The organism is Mycobacterium sp. (assembly GCF_046330795.1).
Lineage (GTDB): Bacteria > Actinomycetota > Actinomycetes > Mycobacteriales > Mycobacteriaceae > Mycobacterium.
The window spans coordinates 905998-931246 of record NZ_JAXLSA010000001.1 but is presented as its reverse complement, the minus strand read 5'-3'; the positions used below and the strand labels follow the sequence as shown (position 1 = coordinate 931246).

The 25249-nt window shown below is 67.5% G+C and carries 24 protein-coding genes; 13 read left to right on the top strand and 11 right to left on the bottom strand.

Translation table 11 applies throughout. The annotated features are described in order from the left end of the window. The first annotated feature begins 57 nt into the window (after window positions 1-57). From gap to U0R18_RS04345, 7 genes are all read left to right on the top strand, one after another. The gene (gene gap / locus U0R18_RS04375; protein ID WP_526366293.1) at window positions 58-1080 is read left to right on the top strand and encodes a type I glyceraldehyde-3-phosphate dehydrogenase; all 1023 of its coding nucleotides are present in this window, start codon (window positions 58-60) and stop codon (window positions 1078-1080) included. Between the two features lie 33 nt (window positions 1081-1113). Further along, window positions 1114-2325, top strand: coding sequence for a phosphoglycerate kinase (locus tag U0R18_RS04370; RefSeq protein ID WP_526366291.1), 1212 nt, complete (start codon window positions 1114-1116; stop codon window positions 2323-2325). Window positions 2326-2334: 9 nt separating this feature from the next. Beyond that, window positions 2335-3120 (top strand): triose-phosphate isomerase, encoded by a 786-nt coding sequence (tpiA, locus tag U0R18_RS04365; RefSeq protein WP_526366289.1) that lies wholly within the window; start codon window positions 2335-2337, stop codon window positions 3118-3120. A gap of 114 nt (window positions 3121-3234) precedes the next feature. Beyond that, complete coding sequence (secG, locus tag U0R18_RS04360; RefSeq protein WP_526366287.1) at window positions 3235-3471, top strand: preprotein translocase subunit SecG; 237 nt, start codon at window positions 3235-3237, stop codon at window positions 3469-3471. Window positions 3472-3481: 10 nt separating this feature from the next. Further along, a complete protein-coding gene (locus U0R18_RS04355; RefSeq protein WP_526366285.1) occupies window positions 3482-3844 on the top strand; it encodes a hypothetical protein in 363 nt (120 codons plus the stop codon). A gap of 50 nt (window positions 3845-3894) precedes the next feature. Further along, window positions 3895-6690, top strand: coding sequence for a phosphoenolpyruvate carboxylase (gene ppc / locus U0R18_RS04350; protein WP_526366283.1), 2796 nt, complete (start codon window positions 3895-3897; stop codon window positions 6688-6690). 13 nt (window positions 6691-6703) lie between these two features. Further along, window positions 6704-7330 carry a TetR/AcrR family transcriptional regulator gene (locus U0R18_RS04345; RefSeq protein ID WP_526366281.1) on the top strand — a complete coding sequence of 209 codons (627 nt, stop codon included), beginning with the start codon at window positions 6704-6706 and terminating at the stop codon, window positions 7328-7330. Here the strand turns inward: U0R18_RS04345 and U0R18_RS04340 are convergent. Then, a complete protein-coding gene (locus U0R18_RS04340) occupies window positions 7323-8468 on the bottom strand; it encodes a DUF1214 domain-containing protein (protein WP_526366279.1) in 1146 nt (381 codons plus the stop codon). The two genes, U0R18_RS04345 and U0R18_RS04340, sit on opposite strands and share 8 nt — an antisense overlap. 79 nt (window positions 8469-8547) lie before the next feature. On the opposite strand from U0R18_RS04340, the gene U0R18_RS04335 reads away from it, so the two are divergent. Further along, entirely contained in the window at window positions 8548-9810 is a 1263-nt protein-coding gene (locus U0R18_RS04335) for a sulfotransferase (RefSeq protein WP_526366277.1), read from the top strand. Here the strand turns inward: U0R18_RS04335 and U0R18_RS04330 are convergent. After that, window positions 9807-10298 carry a hypothetical protein gene (locus tag U0R18_RS04330; protein WP_526366275.1) on the bottom strand — a complete coding sequence of 164 codons (492 nt, stop codon included), beginning with the start codon at window positions 10296-10298 and terminating at the stop codon, window positions 9807-9809. The genes U0R18_RS04335 and U0R18_RS04330 overlap by 4 nt on opposite strands. A gap of 51 nt (window positions 10299-10349) precedes the next feature. Further along, a complete protein-coding gene (locus U0R18_RS04325) occupies window positions 10350-10724 on the bottom strand; it encodes an ATPase (RefSeq protein WP_526366273.1) in 375 nt (124 codons plus the stop codon). Window positions 10725-10837: 113 nt separating this feature from the next. Here U0R18_RS04325 and U0R18_RS04320 point away from each other — a divergent pair, with 113 nt between their 5' ends. The 3 genes from U0R18_RS04320 to U0R18_RS04310 are packed head-to-tail and all read left to right on the top strand — an operon-like array spanning window position 10838 to window position 13746. Beyond that, a complete protein-coding gene (locus U0R18_RS04320; RefSeq protein ID WP_526367421.1) occupies window positions 10838-11578 on the top strand; it encodes a (Fe-S)-binding protein in 741 nt (246 codons plus the stop codon). Then, window positions 11575-13071 carry a lactate utilization protein B gene (locus U0R18_RS04315; RefSeq protein WP_526366271.1) on the top strand — a complete coding sequence of 499 codons (1497 nt, stop codon included), beginning with the start codon at window positions 11575-11577 and terminating at the stop codon, window positions 13069-13071. Before U0R18_RS04320 ends, U0R18_RS04315 begins: the two co-directional genes overlap by 4 nt. Before the next feature lie 45 nt (window positions 13072-13116). Continuing rightward, entirely contained in the window at window positions 13117-13746 is a 630-nt protein-coding gene (locus tag U0R18_RS04310) for a LutC/YkgG family protein (RefSeq protein ID WP_526366269.1), read from the top strand. Window positions 13747-13798: 52 nt separating this feature from the next. Here U0R18_RS04310 and pgl read toward each other — a convergent pair whose 3' ends face one another. The 5 genes from pgl to tkt all read right to left on the bottom strand — a co-directional run bounded on the left by pgl (window position 13799) and on the right by tkt (window position 20243). Beyond that, window positions 13799-14512, bottom strand: a complete 714-nt coding sequence (pgl, locus tag U0R18_RS04305; RefSeq protein WP_526366267.1) for a 6-phosphogluconolactonase — start codon at window positions 14510-14512, stop codon at window positions 13799-13801. Then, window positions 14509-15420: a glucose-6-phosphate dehydrogenase assembly protein OpcA gene (gene opcA / locus U0R18_RS04300; RefSeq protein ID WP_526366265.1), complete on the bottom strand. Its 912-nt coding sequence runs from the start codon at window positions 15418-15420 to the stop codon at window positions 14509-14511. Before opcA ends, pgl begins: the two co-directional genes overlap by 4 nt. A gap of 2 nt (window positions 15421-15422) precedes the next feature. After that, window positions 15423-16904 (bottom strand): glucose-6-phosphate dehydrogenase, encoded by a 1482-nt coding sequence (gene zwf / locus U0R18_RS04295; protein WP_526367418.1) that lies wholly within the window; start codon window positions 16902-16904, stop codon window positions 15423-15425. Window positions 16905-17014: 110 nt separating this feature from the next. Next, window positions 17015-18133, bottom strand: coding sequence for a transaldolase (gene tal / locus U0R18_RS04290; protein ID WP_526366263.1), 1119 nt, complete (start codon window positions 18131-18133; stop codon window positions 17015-17017). Between the two features lie 16 nt (window positions 18134-18149). Beyond that, complete coding sequence (gene tkt / locus U0R18_RS04285; protein WP_526366261.1) at window positions 18150-20243, bottom strand: transketolase; 2094 nt, start codon at window positions 20241-20243, stop codon at window positions 18150-18152. Window positions 20244-20419: 176 nt separating this feature from the next. On the opposite strand from tkt, the gene U0R18_RS04280 reads away from it, so the two are divergent. Beyond that, window positions 20420-21349, top strand: a complete 930-nt coding sequence (locus tag U0R18_RS04280; protein ID WP_526366259.1) for a heme o synthase — start codon at window positions 20420-20422, stop codon at window positions 21347-21349. A 33-nt stretch (window positions 21350-21382) separates the two neighbouring features. Here U0R18_RS04280 and U0R18_RS04275 read toward each other — a convergent pair whose 3' ends face one another. Both U0R18_RS04275 and U0R18_RS04270 read right to left on the bottom strand, forming a co-directional pair. Then, on the bottom strand, window positions 21383-22273 hold the full coding sequence (locus tag U0R18_RS04275; protein ID WP_526366257.1) for an endonuclease domain-containing protein: 891 nt from the start codon (window positions 22271-22273) through the stop codon (window positions 21383-21385). A 149-nt stretch (window positions 22274-22422) separates the two neighbouring features. Beyond that, on the bottom strand, window positions 22423-23397 hold the full coding sequence (locus U0R18_RS04270; RefSeq protein ID WP_526366255.1) for a quinone oxidoreductase family protein: 975 nt from the start codon (window positions 23395-23397) through the stop codon (window positions 22423-22425). A gap of 28 nt (window positions 23398-23425) precedes the next feature. Between U0R18_RS04270 and U0R18_RS04265 the strand changes: the two genes are divergently transcribed. Further along, window positions 23426-24364, top strand: a complete 939-nt coding sequence (locus U0R18_RS04265) for an ATP-grasp domain-containing protein (protein WP_526367416.1) — start codon at window positions 23426-23428, stop codon at window positions 24362-24364. On the opposite strand, the gene U0R18_RS04260 is transcribed toward U0R18_RS04265, so the two are convergent. Continuing rightward, the gene (locus tag U0R18_RS04260) at window positions 24314-25246 is read right to left on the bottom strand and encodes a COX15/CtaA family protein (RefSeq protein ID WP_526367414.1); all 933 of its coding nucleotides are present in this window, start codon (window positions 25244-25246) and stop codon (window positions 24314-24316) included. The genes U0R18_RS04265 and U0R18_RS04260 overlap by 51 nt on opposite strands. Window positions 25247-25249: the final 3 nt, after the last annotated feature.

The window sequence follows — 25249 nt, the reverse complement described above, 5'->3', positions numbered from 1 at the left end:
ACAAGGCGACCGCACTAGGCTGATCGGCGAGCACTGGAATCGACCAAGGAGACACAAGTGACCATCCGGGTAGGCGTCAACGGATTCGGGCGTATCGGGCGCAACTTCTTCCGCGCTCTGGACGCGCAGCAGGCCGCGGGCAAGGCCAAGGACATCGAGATCGTCGCGGTCAACGACCTGACCGACAACGCGTCGCTCGCGCACCTGTTGAAGTTCGACTCGATCCTGGGCCGGCTGCCCTACGACGTCAGCCTGGAGGGTGACGACACCATCGTCGTGGGCAACACCAAGATCAAGGCGCTCGAGGTCAAGGAAGGCCCGGCGGCCCTGCCGTGGGGTGACCTCGGCGTCGACGTCGTGGTCGAGTCGACCGGCATCTTCACCAAGGCCGAGAAGGCCAAGGGCCACCTGGCCGCCGGGGCCAAGAAGGTCATCATCTCCGCGCCGGCCACCGACGAGGACATCACCATCGTGATGGGCGTCAACGACGACAAGTACGACGGCAGCCAGAACATCATCTCCAACGCGTCGTGCACCACGAACTGCCTCGGGCCGTTCGCCAAGGTGCTCAACGACGAATTCGGCATCGTCAAGGGTCTGATGACCACCGTGCACGCCTACACCCAGGATCAGAACCTGCAGGACGGCCCCCACAGCGATCTGCGTCGCGCCCGCGCCGCCGCGCTGAACATCGTGCCCACCTCTACGGGTGCGGCCAAGGCCATCGGTCTGGTGCTCCCCGAACTGAAGGGCAAGCTCGACGGATACGCGCTGCGGGTGCCGATCCCCACGGGCTCCTGCACCGACCTCACCGTCGAGCTGAAGAAGGCCGCCACCGCCGCCGAGATCAACGCCGCGATGAAGGCCGCCGCCGAGGGCCCCCTGAAGGGCATCCTGAAGTACTACGACGCCCCGATCGTGTCCAGCGACATCGTCACCGACCCGCACAGCTCGATCTTCGACGCGGGCCTGACCAAGGTGATCGACAACCAGGCCAAGGCCGTCTCGTGGTACGACAACGAATGGGGCTACTCGAACCGCCTGGTCGACCTGGTCGGTCTGGTCGGCAAGTCGCTGTAGGGGCGAGCGCAGCGACGGGAGATACGAAACGTCATGAGCGTCAAGACACTTGACGATCTGCTGACCGAGGGTGTTGAAGGTCGGGGCGTGCTGGTGCGCTCCGACTTCAACGTCCCCCTGGACGGCACGAAGATCACCGATCCGGGGCGGATCATCGCCTCGCTGCCCACCCTGAAGGCGCTCTCGGACGCGGGCGCCAAGGTCATCATCACCGCTCACCTCGGCCGGCCCGACGGGGCGCCGGACCCGAAGTACTCGCTGGCCCCGGTGGCCAAGGATCTGGGTGAGCGCCTCGGCAGGCACGTTCAGTTGGCCGGCGACGTGGTGGGCACCGACGCGCTGGCTCGCGCGGAAGGCCTCACCGACGGCGACATCCTGCTGCTGGAGAACATCCGCTTCGACCCGCGGGAGACGTCCAAGGACGAGGCCGAGCGGGACTCCCTGGCCAAGGCTCTGGTCGAACTGGTCGGTGATGATGCGGCATTCGTGTCCGATGGGTTCGGTGTGGTGCACCGCAAGCAGGCCTCGGTCTACGACGTGGCCAAGCTGCTGCCGCACTACGCCGGCACGCTGGTGGCCACCGAGGTCGGCGTGCTGCGCCAGCTGACCGAGTCGCACGAACGGCCGTACGCCGTGGTGCTCGGCGGCTCCAAGGTGTCCGACAAGCTCAAGGTCATCGAGAATCTCGCCACCAAGGCCGACAGTCTGGTGATCGGCGGCGGAATGTGCTTCACCTTCCTTGCCGCGCAAGGACTTCCGGTGGGCACCTCGCTGCTCGAGAAGGACATGGTCGACACCTGCAAGAAGCTGCTCGAGGACTACGGCGACGTCATCCACCTGCCGGTGGACTTCGTGGTCACCGAGAAGTTTGCGGCCGACTCACCACCGGAAACCGTTGCCGCCGACAGCATTCCGGAGGGCAAGATGGGCCTGGACATCGGACCCGAATCGGTCAAGCGATTCACGGTGCTGTTGTCGAACGCCAGGACCATCTTCTGGAACGGCCCCATGGGCGTGTTCGAATTCCCGTCGTACTCCGCAGGCACCAAGGGGGTGGCCGAGGCCATCATCGGTGCCACCGCCAAGGGCGCCTTCAGCGTGGTCGGTGGCGGCGACTCGGCGGCCGCGGTACGCACCCTGGGCCTGCCCGAGGATGGCTTCAGTCACATCTCCACCGGTGGCGGCGCGTCGCTGGAATACCTGGAGGGCAAGGAACTTCCCGGTATCGCGGTATTGGAAACCTAGGAGCTGAACGTGTCCCGTAAGCCGCTCATCGCCGGTAACTGGAAGATGAACCTCAATCACTTCGAGGCCATCGCCCTGGTACAGAAGATCGCTTTCTCGTTGCCCGACAAGTACTTCGACAAGGTCGACGTCACCGTCATCCCGCCGTTCACCGATCTGCGCAGCGTGCAGACCCTGGTCGACGGTGACAAACTGCGTCTCACCTATGGCGCGCAGGATCTCTCGCAGCACGAGTCCGGCGCCTACACCGGCGAGATCAGCGGTGCGTTCCTGGCCAAGCTGGGCTGCACGTTCGTCGTCATCGGGCACTCCGAACGGCGCACCTACCACGGCGAGAGCAACGAACTGGTGGCCGCGAAGACCGCCGCGGCACTGGCGAACGGCCTCACGCCGATCGTCTGCATCGGCGAGGGTCTCGAGATCCGTGAGGCGGGCAACCACGTCGAGTACAACGTCGAACAGCTGCGTGGGTCCCTGGCCGGGCTGAGCGCCGAGCAGATCGGCACCATCGTCATCGCCTACGAGCCGGTCTGGGCCATCGGCACCGGCCGGGTGGCCAGTGCGGCCGATGCGCAGGAGGTGTGTGCGGCGATCCGTGCCGAGCTCGCGCAGTTGGCCACCCCGGAGATCGCCGCGACGGTGCGGGTGCTCTACGGCGGATCCGTGAACGCCAAGAATGTCGGCGAGATCGTCGGGCAGGCCGACGTCGACGGCGCACTGGTCGGCGGGGCGTCGCTGGACGGCGAGCAGTTCGCCACCCTGAGCGCCATCGCCGCGGGCGGACCGCTGCCCTGACCGGTTCTTGCCGCGAGCGTGCACCCATATGCGAATACGGCCCTGTATTCGCATATGGGTGCACCTTCGCGGTGGATTTAGAGCCCCAAATCACCTCCGTGTAGGCTGGCCGGCATGGAATTGGCCCTGCGGATCGTGCTGGTGATCACCAGTCTCCTGGTGGTTCTGCTCGTTCTTCTGCACCGCGCCAAGGGCGGCGGTCTGTCGACCCTGTTCGGCGGCGGTGTGCAGTCCAGCCTGTCCGGCTCCACCGTCGTGGAGAAGAACCTCGACCGGTTGACCCTGTTCATCACCGGTATCTGGCTGGTCTCCATCATCGCGATGGGCCTGCAGATCAAGTACGGCGCCTAGCGCCCGGCCCGTGCGTCTGGGCCTGCCCGGGGACGACGAGGACGACGACCTCGACGACGACGTGGTTCCCGCCCCCGAAGGTGTCGCCGTCACCACGCGCTACCACCCGTTGATGTTCGGCTATGCGCTGTGCACGCCGAACATCCTGGTCGACGGGTGCCCGGTGCCGGTGGTCGGCTGGGGCCGGGTGATCATCCCGGCGGCGCCCGGAGAACACCACATCCAGGTGGATATCCCGCTGTTCGGAACCCGTCGCGTCGGCGCTGCCGAATGTACCGCCACGGTGACGGCGGGCACATTCACCGAACTGGGGTACCGCGCGCCGCGTGGCGGCTCCGCGCCGGGCTGGGTGGGACCTCGCAACTCGGGCTGATCAGCGGCTCTCGTCATGCGGTCACCTGGCGGTGCCGGGATACTGGAGAAATGGCAGAAGCCCCCGACACCGCCCTGGAACCGATCGGCGCCGTCCTGCGAACGAAGGTCGGCCGCGAAGCCACCGAACCGATGCGCGAGGACATCCGGTTGCTCGGCGGGATCCTCGGCGACACCGTCCGGGAGCAGAACGGGGCGGAGATCTTCGACCTGGTGGAGCGCGCCCGGGTCGAATCGTTCCGGGTCCGTCGTTCCGAGATCGACCGGGCCGACCTTGCCGCGATGTTCGACGGGATCGACGCCGCCACCGCGATTCCCGTCATCCGCGCCTTCACCACCTTCGCGCTGTTGGCCAACGTCGCCGAGGACATCCACCGGGAGCGCCGCCGCGCCGTTCACGTCGCAGCGGGGGAACCGCCGCAGGAAAGCACCCTGGACGCCACCTACCTGAAGCTCGACGGCGCCGGCCTGGACGCCCAGACCGTGGCCGCCGCGCTGCGCGGCGCGCTGGTCGCCCCGGTCATCACCGCGCATCCGACCGAGACGCGGCGACGGACCGTGTTCGACACCCAGCATCACATCACCCAGCTGATGCGGCTGCACGCACGCGGCCACACGCACACCGACGACGGGCGCAGCATCGAGGCCGAGTTGCGCCGCCAGATCCTGACCCTGTGGCAGACCGCGCTGATCCGGTTGTCCCGGTTGAAGATCCAGGACGAGATCGAGACCGGACTGCGCTACTACCCGGCGGCCTTCTTCGAGGTCATCCCGCAGGTCAACGCCGAGGTCCGCGACGCGCTGGCGGCGCGCTGGCCCGATGCGCAACTGCTGAGCGAGCCGATCCTGCGCCCCGGATCGTGGATCGGCGGCGACCGCGACGGCAATCCGAACGTGACGGCCGAGGTGGTGCGACTGGCCAGCGGTAGCGCCGCGCACACCGCGTTCGCACATTACTTCCGCGAGCTCACCGCGCTCGAGGAGGAGCTGTCGATGTCGGTCCGGCTGGTGCATGTCAGCGCCCAATTGGACACCCTGGCCGACGCACTCGACGAGCCGGCGCGCGCCGACGAGCCCTATCGTCGTGCGCTGCGCGGCATTCACGCCCGGCTGACCGCCACCGCGCTGGCGATCCTGGATCGCCAGCCCGAACATGAACTGGATCGCGGGCTCCCGCGCTATGACACGCCGGGCGAGTTCTTGGCCGATCTTGATGTCGTCGACGCATCGTTGCGTGCGAACGGGAGCACCCTGCTGGCCGATGACCGGTTGGCCCGGCTACGAGAAGCCGTGCGCGTCTTCGGTTTTCACCTGTGCGGCCTGGACCTGCGGCAGAACTCGGAGATGCACGAACAGGTGGTCGCCGAGCTGTTGGCGTGGGCCGGCGTGCATCCCGATTACGCCTCGCTGCCCGAGGATCAGCGCGTCGAGATCCTGGTGCGCGAACTGTCCACCCGCCGGCCGCTGACCACCGCGGACGCCGAGTTGTCCGAACTGGCCCACAAGGAACTCGACATCGTCCGGGCGGCCGCGCGCGCCGTCGATCTGTACGGGCCGTTGGCCGTGCCGAACTACATCATCTCGATGTGCCAATCGGTGTCGGACATGCTCGAGGCCGCGCTGTTGCTCAAGGAGGCCGGCCTGCTGGACGCCTCCGGCGCGACGCCCTACTGCCCGGTCGGGGTGGTGCCGCTGTTCGAGACGATCGACGACCTGCAGAGTGGGGCGGCGATCATGGAGTCGGTCCTGGGTCTGCCGCTGTATCGCGGTATCGTCACCGCGCGCGGGGACAGCCAGGAGATCATGCTCGGCTACTCCGATTCCAACAAGGACGGCGGATATCTGGCCGCCAACTGGGCGCTGTACCGGGCCGAACTGGACCTCGTCGAGATGGCTGCCAGGACGGGAATCCGGTTGCGGCTCTTCCACGGTCGTGGCGGGACGGTCGGCCGTGGCGGCGGCCCGAGTTACGACGCGATCCTGGCGCAACCGCCCGGGGCCGTCAACGGATCGCTGCGGTTGACCGAACAGGGCGAGATCATCGCGGCCAAGTACGCCGAACCCCTGATGGCCCATCGCAATCTGGAGACCCTGGTGGCCGCCACCCTGGAGTCGACACTGCTGGACACCGAAGGACTGGGCGGTCTGGCCGAATCCGCGTACGAGGTCCTCGATGATCTGGCCGCTCGCGCGCAACGCGCGTACTCCGAATTGGTCCACGACACACCGGGTTTCGTCGACTACTTCAAGGCGTCCACACCACTGAGCGAGATCGGTTCGCTGAACATCGGCAGCCGGCCGACGTCGCGGAAGCCGACGACGTCGATCTCCGATCTGCGGGCGATCCCGTGGGTCCTGGCCTGGAGTCAGTCGCGGGTGATGCTGCCGGGCTGGTACGGCACGGGAACCGCGTTCGAGGAGTGGATCGCCGCCGGCGAGGGCCGGCTGGCCGTCCTGCAGGACCTCTACAAGCGCTGGCCGTTCTTCCGCACCGTGCTCTCGAACATGGCCCAGGTGCTGGCGAAGTCGGACATGGGCCTGGCGGCCCAGTACTCGGAGCTGGTCGAGGATGCCGAACTGCGGGCCCGGGTGTTCGACAAGATCCTCGCCGAACACCAGCGCACCATCGCGATGCACAAGCTGATCACCGGACAGGATGATCTGCTCGCGGACAACCCGGCGCTGGCGCGTTCGGTGTTCAACCGGTTCCCGTACCTCGAGCCGCTGAACCACCTACAGGTCGAATTGCTGCGGCAGTATCGGGCCGGTGCCACCGACGAGAAGACCCAGCGGGGCATCCTGCTCACCATGAGCGGGCTCGCGACCGCGCTGCGCAACAGCGGTTAGACTAGCAGTTGCTATGGGACGCAAGGGCTGGCGCGGGTCACCACCGGCCGACGACAACGACGCGAGGTCGCGGATCGTCGCCGCGGCGACCCGCAGCATCGAACGGCGCGGACTGCAGAACACCACACTGTCGGAGATTGCCGGCGACCTTGGTGTCACCCGCCCGACCATCTACCGTTACTTCCCGTCGATCGATGAATTGCTCGACGCCGCAGCGGAATCGGCGCTCGGCGGCTGGACGGCCCGGATCGGGGAGCTGACCGCGGGCATCGATGATCCGGTGGAGCTGTTGGTGCAGGCCGTCGCCCATCTGGTGGAGCGCCTTCCCGACGAGCCGTTGCTCGCGCTGCTGCTGGACACCGACCGCGGCCGGTTGGTCAGCCGCCGGATGGTGTTGCCGGACGCGATTGCGCGTTCGCGCATCATGCTGGAGCATTCCGGGATCAACTGGACGGCAATGGGTTTCCGTGGCGCGGCAATGAACGACCTCGTGGAGTATCTGCTGCGGATGATCCAGTCCATGGTGATTGCGCCGTCGGACCCCCCGCGCTCACCCGCGGCGCTGCGGGACTATCTGCGGCAGTGGATCGCACCGGTTCTGCGCGATGCGTCGGACAGGGCGGAGCCCGACGTCAGCTGACGGTGCGTGGCGCCTGTTCCACGGGGACCACGACGGTGGCAGGCTGTTCGGGCATGTCCTCGGCGAAGAACCAGCGGAAGGCCATCAGCCCTTCGGGGTGGTCCTTGGTCGACAATGCATTCGGGTGATCCAGGAGTTCCCGGGCAATGACGATGGTCGTCGACCCGTCACTGTTGGTGACCGCCGATCCGCCATTGATACCGCTGCGGCCGTACTCGCTGTCGAAGGCGGCCATGAACTGATTCCATAGGGTCAGGTTCCAGAACCGGCACTGCGGATGTCGCACCGTGACGATCAGCGCTTCGTCGGCGTCGAGAGCGAACGCGCCCAGGCAGTAGACCGCGTCCTGCATCGAATAGCCATAGGTGGCGCCGCCGGTGCGGTACGGGGCTGCGAGCACATTGTGCGAAAGCGCTTGTCCGTCAGCGAGTTCGGCCGGCTTTCGCTCTTGTAGGACGAGTGGGGCGATCGCCAGCGTCGCCTGCGCGCCACGCAGCGCGGCCCGCAGGGCCGCGGCCACGCGGTCGTCGGATTTGTCCGGGCCCTCGGGCAGGCCCGCGTGGTCGACCACGTCGATGTCCCAGTCCACCCGACGGCCGGCGGCCGGATTGCGGTGGTAGTCGCGCGTCAGGATCCCGTGCGCGTCCTCGGAGAGCTCGATGAAGGGCCCGTCGTAGCCGTGCGGTCGCTGGGGTCCCAGCAGGCACGAGAATCGACCGTCGGCCAGCGGCATGTCCTGGTCGTAGAGCAGGCCCACCGTCTTGTTGGGCCACGCGCCGGGTTCGGGTTCGTTGTAGACGGTCAGCGAATACATATCGGAATCGTTGGGTGCACCGCTGACCCGATAGGTGCGCCGGGGATCGATCACCGCGTAGCTGTAATAGCAGTCCGTATTGTCACCGCCGAGACGGCGATCCTGGCGGAACGGTGTGGTCAGATCCGCGAACCGCGGGGCAACCGGATCGGCGAACAGCGTCATGTCCAGCGATTGCCCCAGCAGTGCGGCCAACCATCGGTAGCCCTCGGACACCGCGGTCTCGCCACGGACCGCACGATCACCTTCGAGGAAGAGCTTGTCGAAATCGGCGAAGGCGGTGAGCAATTCGTGCCAGGCTGCCGAGCTCTCGGGTGTAGACATGGTGCGAAGCATAGGCGCCAGTCAACTTACAACGCAACAGTTATTGTAAAATATGTAACGTCGGCGTAGCGTCCCGGCCATGGCATCAGACACCTCCGCGATCCACATCAGCGATCTGGCCCGGCCGACGTTCACCCCGGACGCACAGGCGATCATCGACGGGATGGCCGCGATGGCCGACTACTGCCCGCTGACGGTCGAGGGGCTGCACGAACAGGCCTCGGCGCAAACCGGATTGACCGATTTCGGGGCGCAGGACTACCGCGAGCGGATGGCAGTCCTGCTTCAGGCTTTCGACGAACTTCCCCATTTCACCAAGTTCGGCCGCACGTACGCGTTCTCGCTGATGCTGACCTTCCTCAACGGCCGGCTGCGGGTGATCGACCACCTGAAGCGGCACCCCGAGGTCTTCGACGTCGAGATCGACGCGCCGCTGGTGATCGCGGGGCTGCCCCGTACCGGGACGACGCACCTGCACAGTCTGCTCGCCGCCGACCCCGCCCTGCGGTCGCTGCCGTATTGGGAGGCCCAGGAGCCGCTGCCGCCGCCGGGGGAGGAAGGAACCATCGAACCGCGCCGGCAACGGACCGGCGACGCGCTGAACATCTCCAGCACCCTGATGCCCTACTTCCAGTTGATGCACGAGATGACGATCGACCACATCCACGAGGACATCGGTCTGATGGTGCAGGACTTCGCCAGCGGGTTCTTCACCACGCTGACGCACCTGCCCCGCTGGTCGGACTATCTGCGCGACCACGATCAGACGCCGGGCTATCAGTTCCTGCGGATGATGCTGCAGGTTTTGCAGCACCAGGACGGCCCGAACCTCCAGGGCCGGCGCTGGGTGCTCAAGAGCCCGCAGCACCTCGAACAGTTCGTGCCGATCATGGATGTCTTCCCCGATGCGACGATGATCGTCACCCATCGAGACCCCGTCGACGTCGCGGTCTCGATGGCCACGATGATGACGTACACGATGCGCATGAGCGTCGACGAGGTTGACGTGCCGACGGTGGCGAACTACTGGATCGGCCGCATCGAGGAAATGTTGAATTGCTGTCTGCGCGACCACGACAAGCTGCCCCCCGAGCGGACCATCGACGTTCGGTTCGACGAATTCATGGCCGACGATCTGGCCATGGTGCAACGCGTGTGGGACGTCGCCGGGTACGCCCCGTCCGACGAGTCTCGCCGGGCCGTCGCCGCGTATCTGACCGGGCACACGCGGGGCCGGTTGGGCACGGTCGACTACCGCGCCGAGGATCTCGGCCTCGATCGCGACGATCTGCGCCGGCGATTTGCCCCCTACGTCGAACGGTTCGTGACCGGCTCGGGCTAACCCTGGTTCATCGCCTGCAGCGTGTCGGCGATCCGCTGCAGCCCCGCGGCCGTACCGTCCAGCCGGCCGCGAATCTCGCTGAATCCGTTGTCCATCCGTGCGAAGCCGTCGTTCACGTGGTTTCGCAGATCGATGAAGTCCTGACGCAGGTCGATGAAGTCCTGGCGCTGGGCGTTGAAGGTCGCGGTCGTGGCCGCCCGGAATTCTCCGAACTCGGACCGCATGTCGGCGAATTCCTGGCTGACCTCTGTGCGCATGTCGGCGAATTCCTGGCTGACCTCTGTACGCACGGCTTCGAACTCCTGGCGGACGTCTGCGCGGAACTCACGAATCTCGGCACGGGTTTCACTCACGGCGCGGTCCGCGGCCCCCGCGAGGATGCGTGCCGCCGCAGCGTCATGCGAATTCGCATTGGTACGAACGGACAGATCCCGCACCTGGCCCTCGAGCGCCGTCACGCGAGATTCGAGGTCTTCGTCGTCGGCCATGTGTGCAGATTACCGGCGGGCGCCAGACTCGGCGCCCAGTTATCCACAGGCCTACATCCCGGTCCTGCTGCGCACTGCGGAGATCACTCCGCGAACCGCGTTCTCGGTGGCAGAAAGGGGGGACACGACGGTCTCGCCGACGTCGACGATCCGTTCCACGCGGTCGACGATCTTCTCGAGCCGCTCCACCACACCGATCAGTCGCGGTGCCAGTTCGTCGATCCTGGTGATCGTCTCGTTGAACCGCGCCAGGGTGGCGTCCAGGCCGTCGGTGGAGCGGTTCAGGTCGGTCAGCGTCTCGCCGAGGCCGCCGAGGACTTCCTCGACCTGGCCGACCGTGACGTCGGCGTTCAGCGCCGCCTGCGCCAGGGTCTGGAGGCGCTTCTTGGCGGGGCGCGTGGGCCGATAGTCGCTCTTGTCAACCATGGGACGAGACTAGCGGGGTGGCACAGGCACGGTCGGCGGGTTCAGCGCATTGCGCTGCGGCCGACCCCGGTGTCGGGGATGCTTCGGGAGTGAGCGCACCAGCCCGCGCCGAGTTGAAGGTCGCCCTGTTTGCGACCTGTTTCAACGACATCATGTGGCCCGAAACCCCCAAGTCGGTGGTGCGGTTGCTGCGCCGACTCGGGTGTGCCGTCGAATTCCCAGTGGCGCAGACGTGCTGCGGGCAGATGTTCACCAACACCGGCTATGCCGCCGAAGCGGTCCCCGCGGTGCGTACCTTCGTCGAGGCCTTCGCCGGCTACGACGCGATCGTTGCCCCGTCGGGCTCGTGCGTCGGATCGGTGCGCCACCAGCACCACGACGTGGCCGCCCGCGCCGGGGATCCCGATCTGCGCGCCGCCGTCGACGCGCTCGCACCGCGGGTCTACGAGCTCTCGGAATTCCTGGTCGACGTCCTCGGCGTCATCGACGTCGGGGCGTACTTCCCGCACCGCGTGACGTATCACCCCACCTGCCACTCGTTGCGAATGCTGCGGGTGGGGGACCGGCCCCTGCAGCTGCTGCGCGCGGTGCGCGGCCTGGACCTGGTCGAGCTGCCCGGCGCCGACCAATGCTGCGGGTTCGGCGGAACCTTCGCGATGAAGAACGCCGACACCTCGGTGGCGATGGGCTCGGACAAGGTCCGCCACGTCCGCGAAACCGGTGCTGAAGTCCTTGTCGCCAGCGACAATTCGTGCCTGGCGCACATCGGCGGGATGCTGTCCCGGCAGCGCAGCGGCATGCGGGTATTGCACTTGGCGGAGATCCTGGCATCCACCGAGGGGCATCCCACATGACCGGGCATCCGCACGTCGGCGTGACCGACGAGTTCATCGGCATGCCCAAGTTCCAGGTCGCCGCACGCGAGGCCCTGAGCAACTCGGTCCAACGGCGCAACCTCGCCCACGCGACCGGGATCATCCGCACCAAACGCGCGGATGTGGTTGGCGAACTGGACAATTGGGAGCAACTACGACTGGCCGCCGAAGCGATCAAGAATCGCGCGCTGGCGCACCTCGACCAGTACCTCCTGGAGTTCGAGGCCAACGCCACCGCGGCCGGCGCCACGGTGCACTGGGCGCGCGACGCCGCCGAGGCCAACCGCATTGTGGTGGATCTGGTCGCCGCGAAGGGCGCGACGGAGGTCGTCAAGGTCAAATCGATGGCGACGCAGGAGATCGAACTCAACGAGGCGCTGGCCGCCGCGGGGATCGACGCCTGGGAAACGGATCTGGCGGAGTTGATCGTCCAGCTCGGTGACGACTGGCCCAGCCACATCCTGGTGCCGGCGATCCACCGCAACCGGGCCGAGGTGCGCGAGATCTTCCTTCGCGAGATGGGCAAGGTCGGCCGTGCGGCGCCGGCGGACCTGACCGACGAGCCGCGACGGCTCGCCGAGGCCGCCCGGCTGCACCTGCGGGAGAAGTTCTTGCGCGCCAAGGTCGCGGTCTCGGGGGCCAACTTCGCCATCGCCGACACGGGCAGCCTGGTGGTGGTGGAGTCGGAGGGTAACGGGCGGATGTGCCTGACCCTGCCGGAGACCCTGATCTCCGTGGTGGGCATAGAGAAGTTGCTGCCCTCGTGGCGCGACCTGGAAGTCTTCCTGCAGGTGCTGCCGCGATCGAGCACCGGGGAGCGGGAGAACCCGTACACCTCGATCTGGACCGGTCCCTCGGCGGGTGACGGGCCCGCCGAGATGCACATCGTGCTGCTCGACAACGGTCGCACGAACGCGCTGGGCGACACGGTGGGCCGGCAGGCGTTGCGCTGCATCCGGTGTTCGGCCTGCCTGAATGTGTGTCCGGTCTACGAACGGGCCGGCGGCCACTCGTACGGGTCGGTGTATCCCGGACCGATCGGGGCAGTGCTGACGCCGCAATTGCGGGGCACGGCAAGCGATGTCGACAAGTCGCTGCCGTACGCGTCCAGCTTGTGCGGCGCCTGTTTCGACGTATGCCCCGTGCGCATCGACATCCCCTCGCTGCTGGTGCATCTGCGGACCCGGGTCGTTGACGAGCACCGCGGCGGCCTGCCGTCCGCGGAGGAACTGGCGATGAAGGGGGCCAGTTGGATGTTCGCCGACCATCGCCGATTCGAGGCCGCCGAGTCGGTGGCCGGTGCTGGCGGGAAGACGTTGCGCAGCAAGCTGTTCGGCAGCAAGAAGGTGATGCGATGGTTGCCGTGGCCGGCGAGTGTGTGGTCGGGTTCGCGCGATGTCCCGGTGCCGCCGGCCGAGTCGTTCCGGTCGTGGTGGGAGCGGACGAACGGCGGCGCCGATGAGCGCCCGTGAGTCGACGATGCGGCGCGAGGCAGGAGCGCCGAGGAGGAGCGAGCAATGAGTGCCCGTGAGGAGATCCTGGCCCGCATCCGTACCGCGCTGGCCGACCGACCGGAGCCGCCGCCGGTGCCGTGGACCTACGGGCAGCCGGTGAGCACCGGCGACCTCGACCTCGTCGAGCGGTTCATCGAACGAACTGCCGACTACCACGCCGTCGTCGAGCGTGTGCCCTCCGATGGTGCGGCCGCGGCGATCGGTGCGGCACTGGCCGCTGCGGGGGCGGTCACCGTCGTCGCCGACGACGTCGTGCAGGGTCGGTGGGCCTCGGGCGCCGACGTTGCCTGGGTGGCCGAAACGGGGCTCGGGGCAGCCGAATTGGACGGGATCGACGCTGTGGTGACCACCGCCACGGTCGGCATCGCCAATACCGGAACCATCATTCTCGACCACGGACCGGGCCAGGGGCGGCGAGCGCTCAGCCTGGTACCCGACGTCCATGTGTGCGTGATCGAAACCGGTCACATCGTCAGCGACGTCCCGCAGGCCGTGTCACGGCTGATCCAAGCCGGCAGCAACATCAGGCCGTTGACGTGGATCAGTGGACCCAGTGCGACCAGTGACATCGAACTCGACCGGGTCGAGGGTGTGCACGGCCCGCGCACGCTGCACGTCATCGTCGTGGACTGAGAACCCGCTCGCACCCTCTCGCAGAGAGCCCGGGCGGCGAAAACCGCGGTGCTCAAAGGCCGGCGGCGGCCTCGCGGTCCAGCAGCCACACGGTCTTCTCCCGCCCGATCGCGCCGGCGGCGGGCACGTCCACCGGATCGGCGCCACCGATGGCGGCGGCCACCGCCTCGGCCTTCGCGGCGCCGCCGACGACCAGCCAGACCTCCCGCGAACGGGCAATGGCGGGCAGCGTCAACGTGATTCGCTGCGGCGGTGGTTTCGGCGAGTCGGTCACCGCGACCACCAGGCGGTCCTGCTCGCGCACCGCCGCGGTATCCGGGAACAGTGAGTTGATGTGGCCCTCGCCGCCCATCCCGAGCAGGTGCACGTCGAAGCCGGCCGGCAGCAGCTGCTCGTAGGCGACGGCGGCGGCGTCGATGTCGGCGCCGAACTGGCCGTCGGACGGCGCCATCGGATGCACGTTGGCGCCGGGAATGTCGATGCTCTCCAGCAGGGCTTCGTAGGCCTGCTTGTAGTTGCGTTCGTCGTCGTCGTGCGGGACGAACCGGTCATCGCCCCAGTACAGGTGCACCTTGTCCCAGATGATGTCCAGCCCGTAGTCACGGACATGGCGCAGCAGCGCGATTCCGGTGCCGCCACCGGTCAGCACGATGTGGGCCGCCCCGCGACCGGCCACCGCGGACGTGATGGCGCCGACCAGGCGGGCACCGGCGGCCGTCGCCAGTTCGGCACTGTCGGAATAGGTTTCGATGATCGTCTCGGTCATGCGTACTGCACCTTGTCCAGGCCTTCCAGGGCTTCGCGGTAGATCTCGTCGGCGTCGAGGCGGCGCAGCTCCTCGGCCAGGCAGTCTCGGGTCTCCCGGCGCGCCAGCGGGAGCAACGCGTCGGGCCGATCCGTACGGGTCAGCGTGGCCGTCACACCGTCCTGTGGCCGGGCCAGCGTGATGGTCTCGGAGGGCCGGCTCAGTTCGACCTTCAGCTCACCCACAGAGCGCGTCACTGGTCCGTCGATCCGGCTGGCCAGCCAGCCCGCCAGAAGGTCGAGCGCCGGTTCGGTTGCCAGTCCGGAAACCCGTGCAGCCGTGATCGGTTCGTGCGGGGCCTGGTCGACGGCGGAGGCCAGCAGGGCCCGCCAATAGGTGACGCGACTCCAGCTCAGGTCGGTGTCACCCGGGGTGTAGCCGTGCAGCCTGCTCCGTATGCAGGCCAGCGGATCGGCGCCGTTGGTGGCATCGGTGATGCGATGGGCGGCCAACTGCCCCAATGGATCCCGTGCGGGAACCTCGGGCGCGACGTCCGGCCACCACGCCACCACCGGCGTGTCCGGCAGCAGGAAAGGAATCACCACGCTGCTGGCATGGTTGGCCAGCGGACCCGACAACCGCAATACGACCACCTCACCCGAACCGGCGTCGTGCCCGACGCGGATCTGCGCGTCCAGTCGGGCCTCGGTGGCCAGCCGGTCCAGCGGGCTGACCAGGATCACGCGGCACGGGTGTTCACGGCTGGCATGGTTGGCGGCCTCGATCGAATCTTCGATCATCGCCTCGGTGTCCGGTGCGATGACCAGGGTCAGCACCCTGCTCTGGGCGTAGACGCCGCCCTCTTCGCGAAGTTCCACCAGCTTGGCGTTGACATCGTTGGTGTTGGTGTCGGGCAGATCGACTATCACGACTAGGGCCTCCGCCATTCACGACCGGTGCGCCGCAACATCTCGAACGCCGACTCCGGACCCCAGCCGCCCGACTCGTACGGATCGGGTTTTCCGCCGGCGGCCCAGTTCTCCAATGCGGGATCCAGTATCTTCCAGGATAATTCGACCTCCTCGTTGTTGGGGAACAACGAGGGCTCGCCCAACAGCACGTCCAGGATCAGCCGCTCGTAGGCCTCCGGAGACTCCTCGGCGAAGGCCGAACCGTACGAGAAATCCATGTTGACGTCGCGGACCTCCATCAGATGTCCGGGCACCTTCGAACCAAAGCGCAGGGTGATGCCCTCGTCGGGCTGCACCCGGATCACCAGGGCGTTCTGGCCGAGCTCGTCGGTCATCGAGGCGTCGAACGGCAGGTGCGGGGCGCGTTTGAACACCAGTGCGATCTCGGTGACCCTGCGGCCCAACCGTTTTCCGGTGCGCAGGTAGAACGGCACGCCGGCCCAGCGGCGGGTGTCGACCTCGACGGTGACCGCCGCGAACGTCTCGGTGGTGGAGGTCTTGGAGAATCCCTCTTCGTCGAGCAGTCCGACCACTTTCTGACTGCCCTGCCACCCGGCGGTGTACTGGCCGCGTGAGGTGTTCTGGTCCAACGGGGTGACCAGGCGGGCCGAGGAGAGCACCTTGATCTTCTCGGTATGCAGCTCGGCGGGGGAGAAGTTGACCGGTTCCTCCATCGCGGTCAAGGCCATCAGCTGCAGCAGATGATTCTGGATGACGTCGCGCGCCGCGCCGATGCCGTCGTAATAGCCTGCGCGCCCGCCCAATCCGATGTCCTCGGCCATCGTGATCTGGACATGGTCGACGTAGTGGGAATTCCACACCGGCTCGAACAGCTCGTTGGCAAACCTCAGCGCGAGGAGGTTCTGCACGGTCTCCTTGCCCAGGTAGTGATCGATGCGGAACACCGAGGACTCCGGGAACACACTGTTGACGACGGTGTTGAGTGACTCCGCGCTGGCAAGATCGTGACCGAACGGCTTCTCGATCACCACGCGGTTCCAACAGCCGTCGGTGGTGGCCGCCAGGCCGGACTTCGACAGCTTCTCGCACACCACCGGGAACGATGCCGGTGGGATGGACAGGTAGAACGCGTGATTACCGCCGGTTCCGCGATCGACATCGAGCTTGTGCAAGGTGTCGGCGAGTCGGGCGAATGCGTCGTCGTCGTCGAAATCCCCGTGCACGAACCGAATTCCCTCGGCCAGCCGGTCCCAGACCTCCTGGCGGAACGGCGTCCGGGAGTGTTCCTTCACCGCTTCGAGCACCACGTCGCCGAAGTGCTCGTCGGCCCAATCCCGGCGGGCGAATCCGACCAGTGCGAACTGCGGGGCCAGCAGTCCGCGGTTGGCCAGGTCGTAGATGGCGGGCATCAGCTTCTTGCGGGCAAGGTCGCCGGTGACCCCGAAGATCACCACCGCGCACGGACCCGCGACGCGGGGCATCCGCTTGTCGCGTTTGTCCCGCAGCGGGTTCACCCAGTCGCCGGGTTCGGCGAGCGGTGTCGTTCCGCGAGCACGAGGCCCGGCGCCAACTGGACCCGCGGCGCCGTTGGTCATTTCCCCGCGGTGTCGAGTTGATCCCGGGTGGCGTCGATCAGCTCCTGCCACGACTTCTCGAACTTGTCGACACCCTCGTCCTCGAGGACCTTGAAGACGTCGACGAGGTCGATTCCGGCGGCGTCCAGCTCGTCGAACACGCCCTGGGACGCGTCGGCGGTGCCGGTGATGGTGTCACCGGTGATCTTGCCGTGGTCGGCGACGGCCTCGAGGGTCTTCTCCGGCATGGTGTTGACGGTGTTGGCCGCGACGAGTTCGGTGACGTACAGGGTGTCGGGATAGTCCGGGTTCTTCACCCCGGTGGACGCCCACAGGGGCCGCTGCACCCGCGCCCCCTTGGACGTCAGCGCTGCGAAGCGCTCGCCGCCCTCGAACACCTCCTGGTAGGCCGCGTACGCCAGACGGGCGTTGGCCAGGCCCGCCTTCCCGCGCAGCGCGAGCGCTTCCGGAGTGCCGATCTTGTCGAGCCGCGCGTCGATCTCGGTGTCCACCCGGGAGACGAAGAACGAAGCGACGGAATGGATCCTGGCCAGATCGTGGCCGGCCTCGGCGGCCGCTTCCAGGCCCGCGAGGTAGGCGTCCATCACGCCGCGGTGGCGCTCGACGGAGAAGATCAGGGTGACATTCACCGAGATGCCCTCTGCGATGACCGCCGTGATCGCCGGCAGCCCCGCCAGGGTGGCCGGGATCTTGATCAGCAGGTTCGGGCGGTCGACGATCTTCCACAGTTCGATGGCCTGCAGGATGGTCTTGTCGGTGTCGTGGGCCAGACGGGGGTCGACCTCGATGGACACCCGGCCGTCGACGCCGTCGGAGGCTTCGTACTGCTTGGCCAGCACGTCGCAGGCGTTGCGGACGTCGTCGGTGGTGACGGTGCGGATGGTGGCGTCGACGTCGGCGCCGCGCTCGGCGAGTTCGGCCACCTGGGTGTCGTAGGCGTGCCCCTTGGACAGGGCGGCCTGGAAGATCGACGGGTTGGTGGTGACGCCGACGACGCTGCGGGTATCGATGAGCTCCTGCAGGTTGCCGGTCTGCAGTCGGTCGCGGGACAGGTCGTCGAGCCACACGGAAACGCCGGCGGCGCTCAGGGCGGCCAGGTTCGGATTCTGGGTCATGCCAACTCCTCTGGGATCAGTTGTCCAATGCGCGTTCCGCAGCGGCCACCACGGCGCCGGGGGTGAAGCCGAACTCACGGAACAAGGTCTTGTCGTCGGCGGATTCGCCGAAGTGCTCGATGGAGACGATCTCGCCGGTGTCGCCGACGAACTTGTGCCACGGCATCGCGACGCCCGCCTCGACGGCCACGCGTGCCGACACACTGGGTGGCAGCACCGCATCCTGGTAGTCCTGCGGTTGTGCCTCGAACCATTCGACGCAGGGCATCGACACCACGGTGGCGTTGATGTCCTTGTCCGCCAACAACTTCTGTGCCTCGACGGCCAACTGCAGCTCGGAGCCGGTGGCGATCAGGATCACGTCGGCGTCGTCGGTCGGGTTGCCGCCGCCGAGCACGTACCCGCCCTTGGCAACACCGTCGGCGCTGGTGCCGTCGAGCACCGGAATCCCTTGCCGGGTCAGGATAAGGCCGACCGGACCCGATGAGGCGCCGCGCTCCAGGATCGTCCGCCAGGCGTAGGCCGTTTCGTTGGCGTCACCGGGGCGCACCACCGACAGCTGCGGGATGGCTCGCAGGGCGGCCAGGTGCTCGATCGGCTGGTGCGTGGGACCGTCCTCGCCGAGCCCGATCGAGTCGTGGGTCCAGATGTAGATGGTGTCGATGTCCATCAGCGCGGCCAGTCGCACAGCGGGGCGCATGTAGTCGGAGAACTGCAGGAAGGTGCCGCCGTAGGCGCGGGTCGGCCCGTGCAGCACGATGCCGGACAGGATCGAGCCCATGGCGTGCTCGCGGATGCCGAAGTGCAGCGTCCGGCCGTACCAGGTGGCGTTCCAGTCCTCGGTCGAGATCGACGGCGGGCCAAACGAATTGGCGCCCTTGATGGTGGTGTTGTTGCTGCCGGCCAGGTCGGCGGAGCCGCCCCACAGCTCGGGCAGCTTCGGTCCGACCGCCGAGAGCACCTCACCGGAGGCGGCTCGGGTGGCCAGGGCCTTGGAGCCGGGCTCCCAGTGCGGCAGGTCGGCGTCCCAGCCATCGGGCAGCTGCTGGGCCAGCAGCCGGTCCAGCAGCTTCTTGCGTTCGGGCTCGCGCTCGGCCCACGCGTCGAAGTCCTGCTGCCAGGCGTCGCGGGCCTCCTTGCCGCGGGCGACCAACTGCCGGGTGTGGGTGATGACGTCCTCGCTGACGTCGAAGCTCTTGTCGGGGTCGAAGCCGAGGACCTTCTTGGTGGCGGCGACCTCGTCGGCGCCCAGCGCCGAACCGTGCACCCCGCCGGTGTTCATCTTGGTCGGCGCCGGATAGCCGATGATGGTGCGCAGCGCGATGAACGACGGCTTATCCGTCACCTTTTTCGCGGCCTCGATTGCGTCTTCGATCCCGACGACGTTCTCGCCGCCCTCGACCTCCTGCACGTGCCAGCCGTACGCGCGGTATCGGGCAGGCACATCCTCGGACAGCGCGATGTCGGTGTTGTGCTCGATCGAGATCTTGTTGTCGTCCCAGATCACGATCAGGTTGCCCAACTGCTGGGTGCCGGCCAGCGAGGAGGCCTCGCTGGTGACGCCCTCCTCCATGTCGCCGTCGGAGGCGACGACGTAGATGTAGTGGTCGAACGGACTCTTGCCCGGAGCGGCGTCGGGATCGAACAGGCCGCGCTCGTAGCGGGCCGCCATCGCCATGCCCACCGCCGACGCCAGACCCTGACCCAGCGGGCCCGTGGTGATCTCCACGCCCTTGGTGTGCCGGAACTCCGGATGGCCCGGTGTCTTGGAACCCCACGTCCGCAGCGCCTCGATGTCGGAGAGCTCGAGACCGAAGCCGCCGAGGTACAGCTGCAGGTACAGCGTCAGGCTCGAATGCCCGCAGGACAGCACGAACCGGTCGCGGCCCAGCCAGTGGGTGTCCGTGGGATCGTGGCGCATCTGCCGTTGGAACAGCGTGTAGGCGAGCGGGGCCAGGCTCATCGCGGTGCCGGGATGCCCGTTGCCGACCTTCTGCACCGCATCGGCGGCCAGCACGCGGGCGGTGTCGACCGCTCGGGAATCGACGTCGGTCCAATCGTCCGGATGATGCGGTTCGGTGAGGGCGGCGATCTCTTCCACGGTGGTCACAGGCAGGTTCCTCCGGAGATGTCGGGGGTGTGTGGCGCTGTCCTCAACCCTAGTGCTCCAGCAGGCCGGTGTGCAGGCGGCACCGGGATTGGCCGCCGCGTTAACGGTCGGCGCGGCCTTCGGTCTACCATCCTCTGTAGTAGACGTAGCTCGAGCACCAGCAAGGAGTCAGCCGGGTGAGTATTCGCGAGGGCCACGCGCCCGGCCGAATCCGCTCCTCGCTGCTCGCCTATCTCGCGCTGACCAAACCGCGCGTCATCGAACTGCTGCTGGTCACCACCATTCCCGCCATGCTGCTGGCGCACCGCGGCACCGTCGACCCGCTGCTGATCGTCAACACGCTGTTCGGCGGGATCCTGGCGGCCGCCGGCGCCAACACCCTGAACTGTGTGGCCGACGCCGACATCGACAAGGTGATGAAGCGCACGGCCCGCCGGCCGCTGGCCACGGCCACCGTGCCGCGCACGCACGCCCTGATCTTCGGGCTGGCGCTGTCGGTCGGCTCGTTCTTCTGGCTGTGGTGGACCACCAACATGCTGTCGGCCCATCTGGCCGGCCTGACCATCGGGTTCTACGTCTTCATCTACACGCTGCTGCTCAAGCGCCGGACGTCGCAGAACGTCGTGTGGGGCGGGGCGGCCGGCTGCATGCCGGTCATGATCGGCTGGTCGGCGGTCACCGGGACCATCCAGTGGCCCGCGTTGGTGATGTTCCTGATCATCTTCTTCTGGACTCCGCCGCACACCTGGGCACTGGCCATGAAGTACAAGGATGACTACAAGGCGGCCGGTGTCCCGATGCTGCCGGTGGTGGCCACCGAGAAGCAGGTCACCACGCAGATCCTGGTCTACACCTGGCTGACGGTGCTGGCGACGCTGGCGCTGATACCCGCAACGGGCTGGCTCTACGGGGCGGTGGCCATCCTGGCCGGCGCCTGGTTCCTGGCGATGGCCCATCAGCTGCATGCGGGTGTGCGGCGCGGCCAGCCGGTCAAGCCGCTGCGGCTGTTCCTGCAGTCCAACAATTACCTGGCGGCCGTGTTCTGCGCCCTGGCCGTGGACTCGGCGCTGGATCTGCCGACCATCGCCCAGCTCTGGACCCGCTAGCCCCTTTCGATCCGCCCGCCGAGAATTGGGTTCCTAGCGCATTTTCCCGGTTCGGTACGGCAATAACCCAATGCTCGACGGGGTGAGGGTGCCGGTCCATCCAGCCGAACGCAGTGCCCGTTCGGCCCGGCCGATGATGCTGTGCGGATCGCGGAGATGCGCGGCCACGACTCGGACGATCCGCCAGCCCAAGCCATCGAAGTACTCCAGTCTCTCGATGTCGCTGCCGTGTTGACGTGGGTCATCCCAGTGCTGCGCCCCGTCGTATTCCACGCCGACCTTCCATTCCGGCCAGCCCATGTCGATCCGTCGCCGGCCCACCGGTATCTGTGTAGTGACGGTCGGGGTACCACCACGCAGCAGGACCAACCGGACCCGAGTCTCCTGGGGTGACTCGGCGCCGCCGTCGGCAACGGCAAGAACATCGCGCAACCGGCGGACGTACCGCGCTCCCGGGTGCCGGTCGACGACTTTTGCGATGTCGGCGAAGGCCGTGTTCGTTGCGTTCAGCAGCGCGTCGACGCGGACCAGCCCCTCGGTGAAAGCGAGGCGCCGTCCGAGGTCGAACACCGTTCGCTCGGCCGTCGTGCAGCTGATGCCCGACCGCGTGGTCAGCTCCTCTTCGGGAACCTGGTCCTGATGCACGATGATTCCCCTCGGCGCGGGGTACTGGGTGCGCAGCAACTCGGCCGGGGTCTCGTCGGGAATCCACCTGCTGCCGAGCAATACCGCCGCGGACAGGCCGGATGCGGTTGCCGTGCGTCCGGACCACAACCAGGCCGCCCGTACCCGATCCGCTGCTGTCAGCTCCAGATCCCTTGGCGCATAAACATTCTGGTGGACTCTCTGGTAACGCCGTTGCAGCTCACGTCTGGTCATCGCGCCGCCGGCGAGCGCTTCGCTGGCGAGGATCAGTTGTGACATCCCCGCATCGTCGGGGGCGCGGCTTCCCGTCGGTAGTCACCCCATCGTCGACCTGTGGAGAAACCACCAACTCATTGCGCCGAGAATTGGGTTCCGAACGCAAAACCCCAGGAAGCGATGTCAGAAACTCAACTCTCGGCGGAGGTTGGTTAGGGCACCAGGACGATCGAGCCCACTGTCTTGCGGCCCTGCAGATCCCGATGCGCGCGTTCGGCCTCGGCCAACGGGTAGTGCCCGCCGACCGTAATGGTGATCGACCCGTCGGCGATCGCCTCGATCACTTCGCCGGCCCGCCAGGCGAACTCGTCGGCGCTGCGGGTGAAGTGCGCCAGGTTCGGCCGGGTCAGATACACCGAACCGGCCTGGTTGAGCCGTTGCGGATCCACCGGCGGCACCGGGCCGCTGGCCGCACCGAACAACGCCAGGGTGCCACGCACGGCCAGGCTGGCCAGGCTGGCGTCGAACGTCGTTCGCCCCACGCCGTCGTAGACGGCCTGCACGCCCTTGCCGGCGGTCAGTTCGCGGATCCGGGCCGCGAAGACCGCCGGATCATCCGGATAGTCCAGCACCTCGATCGCGCCGGCCTGCCGGGACAACTCGGCCTTCTCCGGCGAGGACACCGTCGTGATCACCTTGGTGCCCAGGCTGGTTGCCCACTGCGTGAGGATCAGGCCGACGCCGCCCGCGCCCGCGTGCACCAATACGGTGTCCTGCGGAGTGATCTGGTACACCGACTTGATCAGGTAATGCGCGGTCATCCCCTTCAACAGGGCCGACGCGATCGAATCGGACGGCACGGAGTCGGGCACATAGGCCACGAAATCGGATGGGGCCAAGCAGTATTCGGCGTAGGCACCGTCGGCGTTCGCGGTCACCACGCGGTCGCCGACGTTGAGCACCGGCACGTCGGGACCGACCGCGGCGATGGTTCCGCACACCTCGGTGCCCACGACGAAGGGCACCTCGCGCGGGTAGAGCCCCGAGCGGAAGTAGGTGTCGATGAAGTTGACGCCGACGGCGTCGGCCTTGATCAGCACCTGGCCCGGGCCCGGTGCGGGTTCGGGCTTCTCGACGTAGGTCAGGACCTCGGGGCCACCGGTCACGGGAACTTCGATCACATGCATGCTGACTATCATCCTTGACGTGATGCCGATCAAGCTGGCCCGCCCCGATCTGTTCCATCCGAAGATCGTGTTGGCCGGGTGCCCGAAGCTGATCGAGGGGGACGGCGACGACGCGGGCCTGGTGCCCGCCCTGGCCGCCCGCGGCCTCCATGCCCGGTGGTTGTCCTGGGACGATCCGGCGACGTTGACCGCCGACCTGGTCATCCTGCGCGCCACCTGGGACTACATCGAGCGCCTCGACGAGTTCCTGGCCTGGTCGAGGAAGGTCCGTAATCTGTTGAACTCGCCGGCGGTGGTCGCCTGGAACACCGACAAACACTACCTGCACGATCTGGCGGTGGCCGGGGTGCCGGTGATCGAGAGCGAGTTCTTCGAACCGGGCCAGGACGTACATCTGCCGGCCGGGGAAGTGGTGGTGAAACCCGCGATCGGGATGGGTTCGATTGGCGCGCAACGCTTTACCGACAACGCGAAGGCGCGCGAGCATGCGGCGGTGCTGCAGGAATCGGGTTCGGCCATTCTGGTGCAGCCGTACCACCCGAAGGTCGAGGACGGGGAGACCGCGATGGTGTTCCTGGGCGGCGCGCCATCGCACGCATTCACCAAGGGCCCGATGCTGCCCGAGCCCGGTGCCGCGCAGGCGTTCGACCCCTCGGGCACCTACGCCGCCGAGGACCTCTCGGCCGCGGATCCCGAACCCGAGCTGTGGGACGTCGGCCATGCGGCGCTGGAGGCGGCGGCCGAACACCTCGGCATCGTGCCGACGGACTTCCTCTACGCCCGGGTGGACGTGATCGGGGGCCCCGCCGATCCGCAGGTGCTCGAGCTCGAGTTGGTGGAGCCGAGCCTCGGCTGGGGCCAGCTCGACGACGCCGCCCGCGCTCTGCAGCAGCGGCAGTTCGCGCGGGAGGTCGAGTCAGCCCTCGACCGGCTGGGCCTGGGTCCGCTGTCGCATCGACGCCCATAGCGCCGCGGTCCCGGCGGTGCACGCTGCCGCACCGGCCACGTGCACGGCGACCAGGGCGGCGGGCACGCCGGTGAAGAACTGCACGACGCCCACCAGGGCCTGAGCGCACACCAGTGCCAGCAGCACGTAGAGCCGGATGCGCACCGACCGTGGGGCGGCGACCGCCGCCAGGCCGAAGCACAGGCCGACGAGCAGTGACAGATAGATCCACAGCAGCGACGAGTGTGCGTGCACCAGGGTGGTGATCTCCACCTGCAGGCGGGCCACCGGGCGTGCGATGCTCTTGTCGCCGGCGTGGGGACCGGCGGCGGTCACCAGGGTGCCCGTCACCAGAACGGCTGCCAGAACCACCGCACTGACGAAAGTCAACGCCCGGAGCGCTTTCGGTACGACCAGGCGCGGCGGCCCGCCGCCGTCATCGGGGTCGGGCTCGCCGATCTTCACATACAGCAGGACCGCCAGCCACACCATCGTCATCGACGCCACCAGATGGATGGCGACCGTCCACCACAGCAGACCGGTCCGCACGGTGATGCCGCCGATGACGGCCTGTACCACCGTCGAGGCCGGCATCAGCCACGCGTAGACCAGCACCTCGCGTCGGCGGTGGGCGCGGTAGACGGCGACAACCACCGCAAAGGCCGTCAGCACCACCGCGAAGGTGATCATCCGGTTCCCGAACTCGACGGCCTGATGGATGCGAGGCACCTCGGGGTGCGTGACGGGCACGAAACTGCCGGGGAAGCACTGCGGCCAGGTGGGGCAGCCCAGCCCGGACGCCGTCACGCGCACGATGGCGCCGGTGACCGCGATGCCGCCCTGGGTCAGGATCACCAGTGCGGCGATCAGCCGCTGGGTGCGCAGACTGGCCCGGGGGAGCAGGTC